The sequence below is a fragment of the Myxococcus sp. CA005 genome (genome assembly GCF_006518205.1).
Taxonomy (GTDB): domain Bacteria; phylum Myxococcota; class Myxococcia; order Myxococcales; family Myxococcaceae; genus Myxococcus; species Myxococcus xanthus.
The window spans coordinates 1-15420 of sequence record NZ_SRLV01000136.1 but is presented as its reverse complement, the minus strand read 5'-3'; the positions used below and the strand labels follow the sequence as shown (position 1 = coordinate 15420).

The window sequence follows — 15420 nt, the reverse complement described above, 5'->3', positions numbered from 1 at the left end:
GAACGACACCCTGTCCGCCCCCTCCCCCGCCCCGGCTGGCAACGCCGTGCAGGCCGCTCACGCCATCCGCGAGGCCGTGCTGTCCGAGGTGCGCAAGGCCGTGGTCGGCCAGGACGAGGCCCTGGAGCTGATGCTCTGTGGCCTCATCGCCGGCGGCCACATCCTGCTGGAAGGCGTGCCCGGCGTGGCCAAGACGTTGATGGCCAAGGCCCTGTCGCGCAGCATCGGCGCGGAGTTCAAGCGCATCCAGTTCACCCCGGACCTGATGCCCGCGGACATCCTGGGCACCAGCGTGTTCGACCTGAAGACGCAGGGCTTCACGCTGGTACGCGGCCCCATCTTCACGGACCTGCTGCTGGCGGACGAAATCAACCGCGCCCCGGCGAAGACGCAGTCCGCGCTGCTGGAGGCCATGCAAGAGCGCTCGGTGTCCATGGAGGGCCGCGTGCTGCCGCTCTCCCCGCTCTTCACCGTGTTCGCCACGCAGAACCCCGTGGAGTCCGAAGGCACCTATCCGCTGCCCGAGGCGCAGCTCGACCGCTTCCTGCTGAAAATCGAGGTGGGCTACCCCGCGCCGGAGGAGGAGGACGCGATTCTGGCCTCCGTGCACCGGGGCTTCGACTCGGGGGACCTGCAACGCGCGGGCGTCAATGCCGCGGTGACGAAGGACGGGCTGCTGGCCGCGCGCGGCGCGCTGAATGAAGTGACGGTGGAGCCGCCGGTGCTGGCATACGTCCGCAAGCTGGTGGCGGCCACGCGCGCCTCCAGCCGCATTCGACTGGGAGCCGGGCCTCGCGCGGGCGTGCACCTGCTGCTGGCGGCCAAGGCCCTGGCGGCGCTGCGCGGGCGCGGCTTCGTCACCCCGGACGACGTGCGCTTCCTGGCGGCGCCCGTGCTGAAGCACCGCCTGCTGCTGTCGCCGGACGCGGAGCTGGACGGGGCCACGCCGACGGACGTGCTGCGCGAAGTGGTGCGCGGCGTCGAGGTCCCCCGGTGATTCCCACCCCGCGCCTCTGGGTGCTGCTGGCGCTGCTCGCGCTGCCGATGATGCTGGCGGGCTTCAGCCCCGGCATTGGCGGCGCCGTGCTCGCGCTGGACGCGCTGGTGCTGGCGCTGGCGGTGTTCGACGTGCTCACCGCTCGGAGGGCCCGGCTGGAGGTCCACCGGGTGCTGCCGGCGCGGCTCAACGTGGGTGTGGCCAACAAGGTGGTGGTGCGGCTGATTCACCGGAGCGGCGGCGCCGTCCAGGTGCGCGTCCGGGACGACGTGCCGGATGGCTTCGCCGCCACGCCGGACGAGGCCCCGCTGCACCTGCCCGCGCGGAGCGAGTCACGCTGGGTGTACCGGGTGACGCCCGTGAAGCGCGGCCGCTTCCAGTTTGGAGACGTGCACGTCCGCGTGCGCGGGCCGCTGGGGCTGGTGTCCCACGAGCGCGTGTTCCCCGCGGCGCAGGACATCGCCGTGTACCCGGACCTTCGCGGCGCCAACCGGCTGCTGCTGTCGGGCGCGGCGCTGGACCTGGTCAACCTGGGCCTGCGGCAGCTCCGGCGCGACGGGCGTGGCAGCGAATTCGCCCGCCTGCGCGACTACGCCCAGGGCGACAGCGTGCGGGACGTGGACTGGAAGGCCACCGCGCGGCGTGGGCGGCCGGTGACGCGCGTGCTGGAGTCGGAGCGCTCGCAGTCCATCCTCATCTGCGTGGACGCGGGCCGCTCCATGGCCGCGCAGGTGGACGGCCTCACCAAGTTGGACCACGCGGTGAACGCGGCCCTCTTCCTGGCCTTCGTGGCCGTGCGCAACGGCGACCGCGTGGGGCTGGCCGTCTTCGCGGATGGCGTGAAGGCCTACCTGCCGCCCGCGGCCGGACGCACGCAGTACCGGAAGATTGTCGACACGCTCTACGGCACCACGCCCAGCCTCACGTACGTGGACTACCTGGCGCTCTTCAAGGAGCTGAACCTCCGCCTCACGCGCCGCAGCCTGCTGTGTGTCTTCACCGACTTCCTGGACGAGGAGCAGGCCTCCACCATGGTGGCCCCGCTGCACCGCCTGGCTCGGCGCCACGTCCCTCTGTGCCTGTCGGTGAAGGACACCGCGCTCCAGAAGCTGCTGCGCACACCGCCCCCCAGCCCGGAAGAGGCCTTCCAGCACGCGGTGGCCTCCGAGCTGCTCACCGACCGCGAAGTGCTCAAGGCGCGGGTGAGCCAGGGCGGCGTGCAGATGCTCGACGTGCAGCCGGATGAGCTGAGCCTGGCCGCCGTCAACCGCTATCTGGACATCAAGGCGCGCGGCGTGCTGTAGCCTCCGGGGCCGCGTCCGGCGCCGGGACGGGCAGCGGCAGCCACCCCATGAAGCGGGTATCCGGGACGTTGCCTCGCACGCGGTGCAACACCTGCTTGAAGAGGGCGTAGACGCGGAAGAAGCGCTCCAGGCCCGCGCGCTCGGCGGCCGTCAGGGGCGCGGCGGCGCACACCACCTTCGGGTCCCCCCGCCCCGCGTCGACGAAGCCGATGACGCCCACCACCGGCACACGCAGCCGCTGCCCCAGCGCCAGCCGGGGCCCCATCACGACGGCGTCCAGCGGGTCGCCTTCATCCGACGCAAGGCCCGGGATGCTGCCGTAGTTGTACGGGCACGGCAGCGGCGACACGAAGTCCACCGCCCCGTCCGCGCGGCGCTTCACGAAGGAGAAGCGTGGGCACTCGATGAGGACCTCCGGCTCACTCGGAAGCGGAGGCAGCCACAAGCGCTCATCCATGGGCGGACCCAGCGCCGCCGTCTGGCGCCGCGCGCCCCCCACGCAGCCAGTCCGACAGCAGGTACGCGTACACGCCCGCGCCCACCGTCAACGCGAAGGACACCTTGAACGCCACCGACAGCTTGGGCGGATGAATCTGGGACACCGTGCCCTCGATGAAGCCCGCGAGCACGAACAGGACGAGCGTGCCGAACAGCAGCCGCACCGCCGTCACCGCCTCCTGTCGCACCGCCTGTCCACGGGGCAGTCCTCGCGGGGCCACCATGCCTCGCGCAATCACCAATCCCGCGGCGCCCGCGATGCAGATGGCGGTGATTTCCGGAATGCCGTGCGGAAGAATCCACGCCCAGAACCAGCCCGCCATTCCCTTGGCTGCATAGACTTGTGCGAGCGCGCCCAGGAACAGGCCGTTGACGAACAGCATGATGGCCGTGCCCAGGCCCACGGTGATTCCCAGCGCGAACGCCAGGAAGGCCACCTGGATGTTGTGGGTGAAGAGGTAGGTGGTGAACTGGGCCTGGTCTCCTACCGACATCCCGTCACCCGCGGCCTCGTCTGCCGCGCGTTCGACGGGGTCCAGGTTCAGGTGCTCGGCGGGGACCAGATAGTGCGCCGCGTCGGGGTCCACCATCATCCCCACGTAGCCGAAGCCCATGCCCGCCAGCAGCAGCAGCAGCGACGCCACGTACATCCGCCACTCGCGCCGCATCAGCGCGGGGAAGCCCCGCGCCACGAAGCCCCACACGTCCGCCAGGCGCGGGCGCCGGCCCGGGTACGTCAGCGCGTACGCCCGCCCCACCAAATCGTTGAGGTAGGCATTCACGTCCGCCGAGCCACTGCGCGCGCGAACCCACAGCAAATCACTGGAGACGGCACGATACAGCCGGCCCAGCGTCCTGGCGTCCTCCAGGCTCAGCTCGCGCAGGCCGTGGGATTCGGACCGGTCCAGCAGCGACTCCAGTTGCTCCCAGCGCGGCTTGCGGGACTCGATGAACTCCGCCATCTCCATGGGCCGGCACTCTACCCCAGTGACGTGGCGGCCCACCCTGCCCTCCGACGAAGCTTTGTGGGAAAACGCAGGACCATGACGTGTCGGATGGCGTTCCTGGGATGGCTGCTCGCCCTGCTGTCGGGATGCACGAGCATGCGCGCCCTGTGTCCCCTGGAGGGAGGCCGCCCCTGGGTGGAGGTGCGCAGTCCCCACTTCACCGTCCGCACCAACCTGGACACGGAGACGGCCGAGGAAGCGGCCCAGGAGCTGGAGCTGCTCCGCGAAGGGCTGCTGCAAGCGTGGGGCGGCAGCTTCGACCCGCCGGGCACGGTGGACATCATCGTCCTCCACAACCGCAGCGCGCTGGAGGAGTTCACCAACATCCGCATCGAAGGCTTCTCCACCAACACCGAGGATGGCCCGCTGCTGGTGCTGGCCGGGCACGCCTACGCGCTCAGCGAAGCCACCGCGGACATCACCACCCAGGCCCACGAGCTGACGCACTACCTCTCCGAGCTCGCGCTCGTCCGCCAACCACGCTGGCTATCCGAAGGACTGGCCAGCTACCTGGAGACCATCGCGCTCAGGCCGGAGCGGCGCGAGGTCATCCTCGGGCGCATCCACGGGGCCTTCTACAACCAGGTGCAGCGGCATGGCTGGCGCACGCTCGACGAGCTCTGGGAATGGGACAGCAAGGGGCTGCTCGGCACCGCCGAGTCGCGGCAGTACTACGCGTCCTCCTGGCTGTGGGTGCACTTCTTCATCAGCCGGCACGGCGTGCGCTTCGAGGACTTCCAGAAGCGCCTCATGCAGGGCGAGGAACCCCGGCAAGCCTTCGAGGCCGCCTTCCGCGGCGAGGAGGACCTGGCTGGCGAGCTGAATGGCTACGTGCGCCGCCCTGGGCACATGAACTACCGCACCATCACCGCGCCGTTGGCGCCCGTGACGAGCCCGCTGCAAACGCGCCCCATGCGCGCGGCCGAGGTCCACGCCATCCGCGCCCAGTTGTTCCTGATGACACCGGGCGCGTCCCCCATGGAGGAACGGCTGCCCCACATCGAACGGGAGATGGCGGAGGCCACGCGCGAGGAGCCCGGCAACGTGGACGCCATGCTGCTGCGCATCCGCTCCACGGAGGATCCGTTCCGCAGGCTCGCCGTGGCGCGAGAGCTGGTGGAGCACCACCCCGCCAGCGGCCACGCGTGGAACGCCATGGCCCAGGCGCTGGACGCCGCGGGAAATACGTCCGAGGAGCAAGAGGCCGCGAGGCTCCGCGCGGTGGCGCTGCTGCCCGGCAGCGTGAGCGCGCAGAACGGACTGGCCGGCTACTACGCGCGCACGGCCCAGCCGGAGAAGGGCCTGACGGCGGCGCAGCGGGCCCTGTCGCTGGCGCCGGGGAACGCGTCAGTGCTGGACACGTGGTCCACCCTCCTGTTCCAGCTCGGTCGATGCCCGGAGGCGCTGGATGCCCAGCAGCTCGCGGTGGACATGCTCCACGAAGGCACGCCGCAGCGGCTGCGGCGGACCGTGCACGACACGCTGGCCCGCTATGAGGCCGTGTGCGGGCCCGATGCCCCTCCCGCCGCGGTGACCCCGCCCACGGCGGCGCCTGCCGTGGAAACGCCGTGAGCCCCTGGCCCCGCTGAAACGACGAAGCGCCGGAAGGGCCCAGGTGGCCTCCTCCGGCGCTTCAGGGGTCCGACAGAAGCAGGACGGCGAGGACTACTTCAGCAGCTTCTCCAGCGGCTTCTTGTCGCTGCTCGCCTGGTCCTTGGTCCAGTCCACCACCGGCGTCTGCCACGCCATGCCCGTCTCGGTGGGCTCGGGGGCCAGCTTCTCGAACTCGAAGCCGTCACCGCCGAAGTAGAGGTACTCCACCGTGGCGACCGTGTACTCCTTGTTCGGGTCCAGGGCCTTGCCCTTGGCGTCCTTGAACTTGCCCTTGCCCGCGGCCGTGAAGCCGGAAACGAGCGCGTTCGGGTTGGCCAACTGCCGGGCCAGGTCCTCGCCCTTCAGCTTCACGACGAGGAGCGAGTTCTCGAACGGCATCACCGAGTAGATGCTGCCGCGAGTCACCGGACCGGCGGGCAGGTCGCCGCGGATGCCGCCGCTGTTGAGGACGGCCGCGTCCGTGCCCAGCACGTTGCGCACCGCGCCCGCCACCCACTTCGCCATCTGAGGTGACGAGTGGGGGATGCCGGCCTTGGAGAAGCCAATCTGCTGGCCCAGCACCTCGTCCAGCTGCGTCTTCCACTTGCCCACCAGCTGCGCCGTCTCCGCGTCCGGCGCGCCGCCCGACACCTCGACGACCTTGGTATCCAGGCCGGTCAGCTTCTCACCCGCGGGCTTCGCCGGGTCGAAGGTGACGTGCGCGCGCAGGTACTTGCCGAAGCCACGGTCCAGCGACACGAAGCTGGTCGCGCCGTCCTTCAGCTCGACGGGCTGCGCGCACCGGCCACCGGCCACCAGCGCCACCTTCCACTCCGGGTGCTTCGCCACCGCGGGCTGCAGGTCGGTGACGCACTCGTCGGCGAGCACCACGACCACGTCCGCGCCGGCCTTGCGGGCCTCCGGAATGGCGGTGGTGAGCGCCTCCTCATAGCCCGTCACTTCCAGGCCATCCGCGCGGCCCGGCATGGCGGTGCGGACTGTCTTCTCGGACGCCAGGCCCACCACGCCAATCTTGAGGCCGCGGCGCTCGAAAATCTGGAACGCCGGCATGGACAGGTCGCCCGCCAGCGCCGGGTCCTTCACCTTGAGGTTGGCGGCGAGGAACGGGAAGCCACCCGCGCCGCGGTTCTTGAGGAAGGCCTCCTTGCCGAAGGCCAGCTCATGGTTGCCCAGGGCGGAGGCGGCGTAGCCCATGCGGCCCATGACCTCGGCCGTGGGCGTGCCCAGGAAGAAGGAGGAGATGGCCGGGCCGTTCCAGTGGTCACCCGTGGCGAGCGCCAGCGTGCTGGCGTCCGCGCACGTAGGCTGGCCCTCCTTCACGGGACCGGGACAGTGCTTCTCATCGGCCATCCAGCGGCCGAGCAGCTCCGCCGCGCCGCCCTTGCCCTCGGAGGGCTGGAGCTGACCGAACGCGCCACCCGTCACGAGCAGCGTGACTTCGGAAGGAGCAACGGGAGCCTTGGCTTCCGGCGCGGCGGCCGGAGGAGGAGTGGGATTGCTCTTCTCGCAGCCGGCGACGACACCGAGGGCGAGGACCAGCACGCCGGACAGCGGCTGGCGGAAGGGACGAGGACGGAGAGGGTTCGCGCTCACAGGTGCGCCTTTAGCACAACTCGGCTCGTGCTACGCTGAGACACGTGGCAGACAGCGACACGCGGCACGGCGGTTCCTCACCCGAAGGCAAGGTTCACAATCACACAGAGCAGGGGTTTGCCGGCCAGGGCGGGGCCCGAGCGCGCGAGCTCTGGGGCGAGGTGAGCGCGGGTGCGCGTCACTTCTCACTGAAAGACCGGAAACCGCCCGAAGGGCGCCTGCGCCAGTTCTTCTACGGCATGAGCCTGCCGTTCCACATCGGTGGAGCGCTGCTGGGCGACCCGGTCGCACGCAGACAATACATTCGTGTCGGGTTTCTTCAATCCATTGCAGCTCTGGCATTGGCCCTGAGTTGCATGACTTCCGGAACTGAAGCGGCGGAAAGCGCCAGCAAGCGGGAGTCCCGAGCCGAAGCGCGCGCCAAGGCGGCGCGGATTCGAGAAGTCGCCGAGGCCCTCGTCGACCAGCACGACAAGAAGGAGGCGGCAGCTGCCACCCGGCGTGCGAAAGAGGTTGAAGCTCAGACCATCCAACGCCTCCAGGAAATCGACGCGCAGGTTGCCCGGCGCAAGCAGGCCGCCGCGCAGCGCGCTGGCGAGGGGACGCCCTCAGGTCCCGAAGTGCAGCCCGAGCCCACAGCCGTGGTCCCCTCTCTGTCGGGAGCGGGCGACGAGTCCCCCGAGAGCGCCTCCACCGGAGAGGCAGAGGACGTCGCGGGAGCCACTCCGGACGCCCAGAAGCCCTCCCCCATCCCGGCGGACACGCCCGATGCGAGGCTGGAGCAGCGCATCCGGGACGTTGAGGCCGCGGCCCAGGGGGCCGATGCGGGCACGTCCCTGGCGAAGGCCATCACCGCGCTGGTGATGGAGGCCACGAAGGACCTGGATTCGGAGGCCCCGGCGTCCTCCGCCAAGGAGCGCACCGATGCCACGGAGGATGCTCCCCACACCGCCGAGGACACCCAGGCGCCTGTTCACGAAAAGAGCACCTGGACGGTGAAGGGCCTCTCCGTGTGGGGCCTGGCCTTCTGGGCGGCGCTGTTCGCCGCGCTGCAGTTGGCGCAGTGGGTGGTCATCGCCCTGTCGCGGGACTACCACGACGCCATCTCCCGCAAGGCCAGCCTGCTCACAGGGCTGGAGCCAGAGGACGAAGAGTTCCCGCCGCGCGTGCGCCTCAACGTGGCGTGGCTGCGCAAGAAGGTGAAGCGACGCTGGCGGGCCTTCCTGCTGCTCATGGTGGGCGTGCCGGCGCTGGTGCTGATCACCCTCCCGTTCATGTGCGCCTCCCGCTTCGTCTTCACCGCCCTGTTCACCGCATGGGGCGCGTGGTGGTGGGTGGTCTTCACCGCCGCCAAGAGCGCGCGGGCCTGGGAGCCATCCGCGGGGGCCACGCGGCCGCCCTGGTTCCTGCGGGTGTGGACGGTGCTCACCACGCGCGTGCCGGGCTTTCGGTGGGGCTCGCTACAGCGGTACGGCGCGTCCTGGGGACGGCGCACGGAGGAGGTCTTCGCCCCCATCTCCAGCACGGAGCGCCACCCCTGGGTGTTCGCCGGGCTGGCGGTGGTCCGATTCCTGGGTTCATTTCCTCCGATGAAGTTCTTCGTCCGGCCGCTCATCCCCGTCGCCTCCGCGCACCTGCTGGAGGAGGACGTGGCCGCGGCCAGGAAGGCGCTCGCCGCCGGTGCGAACGCCTCGCCGCCCGAAGCCGAGGTACCCCGCCCCGCCGACGTGTGGTGACGGGAGGGACGTCCCCGCGCCGCTCGGCTCAGGAGTCGTCGCGCGAGCGGTCGTCGTTTCCATCCGGCGCCGGCCCATCCGGCAGCGGCGGCGCCAGGGGGCCCAGCGGCGCCGTCATCTCCAGCCGCTCGCCCGTCTCGCGCGAGTCCGGCAGGTCGATGAGCGCCTGGAGCTGCAGGCTCACCGCGCGGAAGAAGCCTGTCAGCAGCTCCGGCCGGTCCGCGAGCAAATCCAAGAAGTCACGCCGGTCGATGATGAGCACCCGCGTGTCCACCGCGGCCACCATGTCCGTGGGACGCGGTGCGCCGTCGAGCAGGCTCACCTCGCCGAAGGCCTGCTTGCCCTGGAAGCGCAGCACGTGCTCGCCGTCGTGGAAGGCATCCACGGCGCCGTCGACGATGACGTAGAGCGCGTCGCCCGGGTCGCCCTGGGCGTAGATGCGCTCTCCCGTGCGGAACGACGCCTCGCGGGCCACGGCGGCGATGGCGGCGATGTCATCCACGTCGCACTGGGAGAAGACACTCACCCCTTCCAGCGCGAACATCCGCTGGACTGTCCTGTCGCTCATGTCACCTTCCTGTGGGAGCACGTGCAGCCCGTTCACCCACGCCACATGGCGGGCACATGCGCGCAGCACGCCGTCTTCGCTCTGGACCAGCGCCGCCAGCCGCCGCCACAACCGGCCCGGCGCGCCGGGTGGAAGCTCGCGGTGGTGCGCCTCCACCTGCTCCATCACCAGTTCCCGGTCCTCTTCGTCGACCAGGTTCTCCAACAACTCCAGCGCCAACGCGCGACGGCGCAGGTCCGGCCCCACCAGGTTGTAGTGGATGCCGCGCATCACGTGTGACGGATGGAGCAGCCCCAGGAGGAAGAAGGACAATTCCAACGCCTGGTCCATCCGGTCGCCCACCGCGCGCGTGAGCAGCGAGCCATCCCCCAACGCCGCGCGCAGGTCGCGGAAGGCGCCCACCAGGTTGCGGTAGACCTCCCGCCGCCGGCCCAGGGCCTCGCGCACGCGCTCCACGTCCACGGGATGCTCGGGGTGCTCGTCGCGCAGGCGCGACATCTGCGCGCCAATCCGGAAGTGCAGGGACGCGTCGTCGCGCACGTTGGAGAACAGCAGCGCGTCCAGCGCCGCCGGTGTTCCGATGCCGCGCAGCACGCGGGGCAGTTGCAGCCGCATCGCCAGCGGCGCCATGTGCTTGTTGAGCTGCTCCTCCACCAACGGCGTCACCTCGTCGCCCAGCGCCACCAGCGCCTCGCGCGCCGCCTTGCGCTCCTCCCGCCAGGTGAGGAACGGCAGCAGCCGGGGCGCCAGCTCCGCGTAGCCGCCCCTGCCCACCGCGACCAGGGCCACGTGCCGCACGGAGCCGTCCGCGTCCTCCAGATAGCGCGCCAGCGGCTCCGCGAAGCGTGAGTTCTGGATGCGCCCCAGCAGCCGCGCCACCTCGCGGCGCTCGGGCACCGGTGCGCCCTCGCCGCGCGACAACATCGCCCGCAGCGCGTCCAGCGCCACGGCGCTCCCCGTCGACTTCACCAGCGCGCCAATGGCCGCGCAGCGCAGGCCCACGTCCGGGTGGTTCAGCAGCGCGGGCAGCAGGCGCTCCGCCCGCTCCGGTGACAACCGCGCCAGGGCCCACACGGCCTGGTCTCGAGGCCGACGTGGCCCTTCCTCCACCAACCGCTCCAGCACCGGCGCCAGTTCGTGCGCCTCCAACTCCAGGGCCAGGGAGACGCCGCGCTCCAGCACGCGCTCGTGCGGGTGACGCAGCAGCGCGGGCAGGTGCGGACGCAGCGGCACCTCCGCCTGCTCCATCATCGCCACCGCGCGCAGCACCCGCTCCGGAGAAGGGGCCGCCAGGGCCTCGGCCAGCAGCCGCTGCTCCTCCTCGCCCTCCAGCGCCACGTCCTCTTCTTCGGGCGCTCCCACCTGCTCGCCCAGCGCGGCCACGTACGCGGACTTCAGCCGCACCAGCAGCAGGCCCAGCGCCGCGCACATGCCCACCACCGCCACCGCCATGGTGACGCCGTTGGCCGCGCGTCCCGCGCCGATGAGCAACAGACCGGCCAGCACGACGCCGCCCTTGCGCAGCAGCCCATCCACCGTGGCGCGCAGGCCCTCTCGCTGGTCGTCCGGCACCGCGGTGTAGAGCAACTGGATGCCCACCGGGAGGATGGAGTAGCTCACCGCCGTCTCCACCAGGCGCAGCAAGTGCACCGGCCACAAGCTGGGGGTGACGAGCGCCGCGCCCGCCAGCGGCGCCAGGACCAGCGGCACCATCGCCACGTAGCGCAAGAGCCCCAGCCGCTTCAGCAGGCGCTGCGCCACCAGCAGTTGGAAGGCCACGCAGAACAGGCCAATCCAGAGCTGGAGCGAACCGAAGAGCGCCGTCAGCGCGTCCTCGCTCAGCGTGCCCTCCAGGCGCAGCCGGAAGAGGTAGTCCACGAACGACGACAGCACCGCGAACGCGATGCCCAGCGCCGCCAGCACCTGGGCGTAGGGGCTCTCCGCCAGATAGCGCAGCCCCAGGAAGGACGCGGGGCGGCCGCGCGGCGGCGTGGGCGGCAGGCCCTTGTACAGGTGGTGGAAGATGGCGCCCGCGGCCAGCAGGCCCACGGCGCCGCTCACCACGATGGCCGGCGTGCCCAGCTTCACCGCCAGGCCCTGCACCAGCAGACCTCCGGCGATGCCTCCGCCCATGGCGAAGCCGTTGAGCGCGGTGAAGGCCCGGCGCGCCTCACGCGCGTCGAAGGCGGCCGCCATGCGGCCCCAGAAGCGGAAGGACACGAACGTGGAGAAGGTGTCCGCGAAGAGGTACAGCGCCAGCGCGGGCATGCGCTGCCCCGCGGACAGGGCCACCGCCAGCACCAGCGCCACCACGCCGCCCATGCCCGTGAGCAGGCCCGGGGACTCGAAGGGCGAGCCCGGCTTGGAGCGCGGCAGCACCGTCATGGCCGCCGTCATCAACGCACCCAGCAGGTACAGGTACGGCAGCGCCTGGGACTCGAAGCGCGACAGCACCAGGGCGTTGGAAGCCGTCTTCAGCTGCGTCACCCCTGCGATGAGCGCGAACTGAAAGGCTGCCGCCGGCCAAAGGCGGCGGTTCCATGATGAGGAGTCGGAGGGGAGCACGGTGCGAGTGCGCGGCAGACTACCCCACGCCCTCTCGCCCCAAGAATAGCGCTGTCGTGCGAGGTGCCGCCCGCCTGCTCTCCGGACGGCGGGCAAGTCACTTCGGACACCCTCCCCCGCCTTCCGCCGCCCTCACTGAAATCGTTGGAGCCGCGATGAATATGCCTCGAGCCGCCCGCACGTGCGCCGCCGCGGCTAGACTGTGTCGGTGACGACCGCCACCGACACCCTGCTGGACGGCACCCACACGGTGCTCACCCCCGAGTACGTGGAGTTCCGCTTCACGCTCGCGGGTCTGTACTCGCGCTTCCTGGCGTGGCTGCTGGACGCCGTCATCGTCACGCTGCTCACCGGCACCATCCTGACGACGCTCAGCCTGGTGATGTTCGCCTTCCCGGGCTTCGCCAGCGCGCTGTCCATCGTCATCTACTTCCTGGTGGACTGGGGCTACGCGATAACGCTGGAGACGGTGTGGAGCGGACGCACCGTGGGCAAGCGGGTGATGTCGCTGCGGGTCATCCAGGAGAGCGGCGTGCGCATCGGCTTCTACCACGCGGCGCTGCGCAACCTGGCGCGTCCGGTGGACCGGCTGCCCCTGTTCTACCTGGTGGGAGGGCTCACCGCGCTCGTGTCCGGCTCCCAGCAGCGGCTGGGGGACATGCTGGCGGGAACGCTGGTGGTGCGCGAGCGGCGCCTGAAGGTGCCCTCCGCCCTGGGCATGCCCGGCGACGAAGGGCTGCTGGCGGATCCGCTCTTCGTGTCGCGCGTGAAGCGCCTGTCCAGCGAGGAGCGGGAAGTGGTGCTGACAGCGGCCCTGCGCCGTGAGGAACTGCGCATGGAGGCGCGGCTCCGCCTGTTCGCGGCACTGGGAGCAAGGCTGCAGGACGCGCTGGCCATGGAGAAGCCGCCCCACCTCTCCGACGAGAAGTGGGCGCTGCTGGTGGCCGCGGCCCTGCTACCGCCGAAGGGGCAGCCTAGAAGTACGCCGCAGCGCCGGCAGACAGCGTGAGCGTGCGCTGCGTCTTCTCGTTGAGCGCGATGTAGAAGTTGTACTGCGCGCGCGCGCCCACGCTCACCGAGTCCGACATGAAGAAGTCGATGCCGACGTTGGGGCCAATGCCCACGAAGTTGCTGACGCTGTTCTTGAAGACGACGAGGTAGCTCAGGTCCGAGCCCACATAGGGGCGGATGGACTCCTCCATCAGCAGGTACCGGATGCCGATGGACGGCGCCAGGCCCACCACGCGCTTCTCGTTGCGGTCCGTGGTGTCGCGTGGGAACGCAATCTTCGACAGGGAGACCACCTCGAAGCCGTTCTCGATGTAGAGGCTGGCGTCGACGCCCACGAAGAACGCGTCATCCAGGCCGTTCGTCCGGTTGAAGTCCATGTAGCCCAGTGACAGGCCCAGGCTGCGATTGGCGAACTGGGCATGCGCGGGGCTGGCCGACAGCAGGGCCAGGGTAAAGCCGAGGGTGCAGAGCAGGGTACGCATGGGCCGCCACTCTACCGGCGTAACCCCCGGAAAACAGCCTGGATTCAAGCCACTCCGGGCGTTGCCTGGGCGCGGGCGCTCTCCTACACTCGCCCCGCCATGCGTGTCCGCCGACTTGTTGCTGCGCTGTCCCTGGTCTCCGCCCTGCCCTTCGTCGCCTGCGTCCGGACCCCGCCGCCGCATGAGCGGGCGCTCATCAACAACGAGCTATGCACGCAAGAGATGGCCAAGGGCGACCTGACCCGCGCGGAGACGTTCTGCGACCTGGGCCTGGAGTTCTCCCCCCAGTACGCGGACCTCTGGTCCAACAAGGGCATCATCGCCATGTCCTCGGGCCGGCAGGACGACGCGAAGAAGCACTTCATCAAGGCCCTGCGCTACAACCAGGAGCACCTCCAGGCGTACCAGAACCTCGGCGCCATCTACATGCAGGAAGGCGCGTACGGAAAGGCGCACGACAACTTCCGGCGAGCCCTCAAGGTGAACCCGGACAATCTGGAGTCGCGCTACAACCTGGCACTCACCCTGATGAAGATGGGGAAGATGGACGAGTCCAAGAAGGAGCTGCGCACGATCCTGGCCGTCAATCCTGGCATCTCCGACGTGCACCACCTCCTGGGTATCATCTCCTACTCGAAGGGTGACTACGACGAGGCCGGCGAGCACCTCGCCCGGGCCACGCAACTGGTCCAGGATTCCCCCCTGCTGTGGCACGACCTGGGCACCGCGCTGATGGAGCTGGGCCGCTACCAGGAAGCGCGTGAGTCCTTCGCCAACTGCGCCCAGTTGGACCCCAGCAACAGCAGCTGCATCAACAACCTGTCCCTGGCCCAGCGCAAGACGGCCCTCACCGACGCGGCCTTCAAGGAGATCAAGGACACGCAGCAGGCGGAGAACTCCGCGCCCGCGCTCTTCATGCTCGCGCGTCAGTACCGCGAGAAGGGCCTGCTGGCGGAGGAAGAGGCCACCTACCGCAAGTGCGTCAAGCTGGATGCGAAGTACGCCGCCTGCCACTTCGGCCTCTACGAACTCTTCTTCGAAGCCCACAAGCGCGAGCACGCGCAGATCGCCTGCAAGAACTTCCTGAAGTACGGGACGTCTGAGGAATTCCCCACGGAGTACCAGACGTGTGAGAGATTCCTGAGCGACGCGACGTTCTGATGTCCTGCCTTCCCGACTCCCCTCCTTCTCGATGAGCGTTCGTCTCACCGTCACACAGCGCAGCGAGGCCGGCGCTGCCCAGAGCACCGAGTTCGTCCTCGACGACGCGGTCATCACCCTGGGCCGCGACAAGGCCTGCCAGGTCGTGCTCGCCCAGCAGGCGGTGTCGCGCAACCATGCGCGCATCTGCCAGGACGGGCCGCTCTTCTTCGTGGAGGACCTGGGCAGCTCCTACGGCACGCAGATCAACGGCAAGCCCGTGCCCAAGGGCGAGAAGCGGCTGCTGCGCAACGGCGACGTCATCGCCATCGCCACGTTCGACGTCCGCTTCGAGCGGGTGATGGACCTGAACCCCGAATCTGGCGGGGAGAAGACGTCCTTCATCGCCCGGGGCATGGTGAAGGACGCCATGCGCGGCCTGGCCGGCGGCGGCGAGGAGCGCTACCTGCGCTTCATGAACGGCCCCCGCGAAGGCGAGCGCATCGAGCTGGGGGACGCGAAGGAAGTCATCCTGGGCCGCGACGAGAAGGACGCGGACATCATCCTCAAGGATGACCTGGTCTCCCGGAAGCACGCGAAGGTGCGCCGCGACTGGTCCGGCACGCACGTGGAGGACCTGGGCAGCCGCAACGGCATCAAGGTGAACAAGAAGCGGGTCAACCGCCGGCAGCTCAAGGACGGGGACGAGCTGGAGGTGGGCGCCACCCGCTTCCTGTACGTGGACCCCACCGAGCCGGCCGAAGAGCCCGTTCAGCTCGCCGCCGAGGTCAAGGCTCCGCCTCCGCCCTCGCCCCGTCGTCCGCGCCCGGAGCCCAAGCCCGTGGAGCCCCCGCCGGAGGAGGAGCCCGCGCCTCCGCCCGAGGAGCCCGCGCCCGCGCCGGAAG

At 70.2% G+C, this 15420-nt stretch carries 12 protein-coding genes; 7 read left to right on the top strand and 5 right to left on the bottom strand.

Annotated features, from left to right (window positions below):
* On the top strand, window positions 1–997 hold a 997-nt coding region (locus tag FMQ63_RS35130; RefSeq protein WP_228556549.1), incomplete at its 5' end, for a MoxR family ATPase.
* Window positions 994–2301 (top strand): DUF58 domain-containing protein, encoded by a 1308-nt coding sequence (locus FMQ63_RS35125; RefSeq protein ID WP_020477622.1) that lies wholly within the window; start codon window positions 994–996, stop codon window positions 2299–2301. The genes FMQ63_RS35130 and FMQ63_RS35125, both read left to right, overlap by 4 nt.
* On the opposite strand, the gene FMQ63_RS35120 is transcribed toward FMQ63_RS35125, so the two are convergent.
* Entirely contained in the window at window positions 2279–2758 is a 480-nt protein-coding gene (locus tag FMQ63_RS35120; protein WP_011552545.1) for an inorganic diphosphatase, read from the bottom strand. The two genes, FMQ63_RS35125 and FMQ63_RS35120, sit on opposite strands and share 23 nt — an antisense overlap.
* Complete coding sequence (locus FMQ63_RS35115) at window positions 2751–3767, bottom strand: stage II sporulation protein M (RefSeq protein WP_011552544.1); 1017 nt, start codon at window positions 3765–3767, stop codon at window positions 2751–2753. The genes FMQ63_RS35120 and FMQ63_RS35115 overlap by 8 nt, the downstream gene beginning before the upstream one ends.
* A gap of 75 nt (window positions 3768–3842) precedes the next feature.
* Between FMQ63_RS35115 and FMQ63_RS35110 the strand changes: the two genes are divergently transcribed.
* The gene (locus FMQ63_RS35110) at window positions 3843–5378 is read left to right on the top strand and encodes a hypothetical protein (protein ID WP_225909919.1); all 1536 of its coding nucleotides are present in this window, start codon (window positions 3843–3845) and stop codon (window positions 5376–5378) included.
* A gap of 93 nt (window positions 5379–5471) precedes the next feature.
* Here FMQ63_RS35110 and FMQ63_RS35105 read toward each other — a convergent pair whose 3' ends face one another.
* Complete coding sequence (locus FMQ63_RS35105; protein ID WP_011552542.1) at window positions 5472–7013, bottom strand: bifunctional UDP-sugar hydrolase/5'-nucleotidase; 1542 nt, start codon at window positions 7011–7013, stop codon at window positions 5472–5474.
* 356 nt (window positions 7014–7369) lie between these two features.
* Here FMQ63_RS35105 and FMQ63_RS35100 point away from each other — a divergent pair, with 356 nt between their 5' ends.
* Window positions 7370–8749 (top strand): hypothetical protein, encoded by a 1380-nt coding sequence (locus tag FMQ63_RS35100; protein WP_225909918.1) that lies wholly within the window; start codon window positions 7370–7372, stop codon window positions 8747–8749.
* A gap of 28 nt (window positions 8750–8777) precedes the next feature.
* Here FMQ63_RS35100 and FMQ63_RS35095 read toward each other — a convergent pair whose 3' ends face one another.
* Window positions 8778–11882: a cyclic nucleotide-binding domain-containing protein gene (locus FMQ63_RS35095; protein WP_011552540.1), complete on the bottom strand. Its 3105-nt coding sequence runs from the start codon at window positions 11880–11882 to the stop codon at window positions 8778–8780.
* Window positions 11883–12084: 202 nt separating this feature from the next.
* Between FMQ63_RS35095 and FMQ63_RS35090 the strand changes: the two genes are divergently transcribed.
* Entirely contained in the window at window positions 12085–12891 is an 807-nt protein-coding gene (locus tag FMQ63_RS35090; RefSeq protein WP_011552539.1) for an RDD family protein, read from the top strand.
* Here FMQ63_RS35090 and FMQ63_RS35085 read toward each other — a convergent pair.
* The gene (locus tag FMQ63_RS35085) at window positions 12857–13375 is read right to left on the bottom strand and encodes an outer membrane beta-barrel protein (protein ID WP_026113927.1); all 519 of its coding nucleotides are present in this window, start codon (window positions 13373–13375) and stop codon (window positions 12857–12859) included. The two genes, FMQ63_RS35090 and FMQ63_RS35085, sit on opposite strands and share 35 nt — an antisense overlap.
* Window positions 13376–13597: 222 nt before the next feature.
* Between FMQ63_RS35085 and FMQ63_RS35080 the strand changes: the two genes are divergently transcribed.
* Together FMQ63_RS35080 and FMQ63_RS35075 are read left to right on the top strand one after the other, a co-directional pair.
* A complete protein-coding gene (locus tag FMQ63_RS35080; RefSeq protein ID WP_011552537.1) occupies window positions 13598–14536 on the top strand; it encodes a lipopolysaccharide assembly protein LapB in 939 nt (312 codons plus the stop codon).
* Window positions 14537–14567: 31 nt separating this feature from the next.
* The coding region (locus FMQ63_RS35075; protein WP_141276961.1) for an FHA domain-containing protein at window positions 14568–15420 on the top strand (853 nt) is incomplete at its 3' end.

What these genes read in the sequence shown, in the direction of transcription:
- FMQ63_RS35115 (WP_011552544.1), bottom strand. Translation starts at nt 3,767, where the DNA reads ATGGAGATGGCGGAGTTCATCGAGTCCCGCAAGCCGCGCTGGGAGCAA.
- FMQ63_RS35080 (WP_011552537.1), top strand. Translation starts at nt 13,598, where the DNA reads ATGGCCAAGGGCGACCTGACCCGCGCGGAGACGTTCTGCGACCTGGGC.
- FMQ63_RS35100 (WP_225909918.1), top strand. Translation starts at nt 7,370, where the DNA reads ATGACTTCCGGAACTGAAGCGGCGGAAAGCGCCAGCAAGCGGGAGTCC.
- FMQ63_RS35085 (WP_026113927.1), bottom strand. Translation starts at nt 13,375, where the DNA reads ATGCGTACCCTGCTCTGCACCCTCGGCTTTACCCTGGCCCTGCTGTCG.
- FMQ63_RS35110 (WP_225909919.1), top strand. Translation starts at nt 3,843, where the DNA reads ATGACGTGTCGGATGGCGTTCCTGGGATGGCTGCTCGCCCTGCTGTCG.
- FMQ63_RS35120 (WP_011552545.1), bottom strand. Translation starts at nt 2,758, where the DNA reads ATGGATGAGCGCTTGTGGCTGCCTCCGCTTCCGAGTGAGCCGGAGGTC.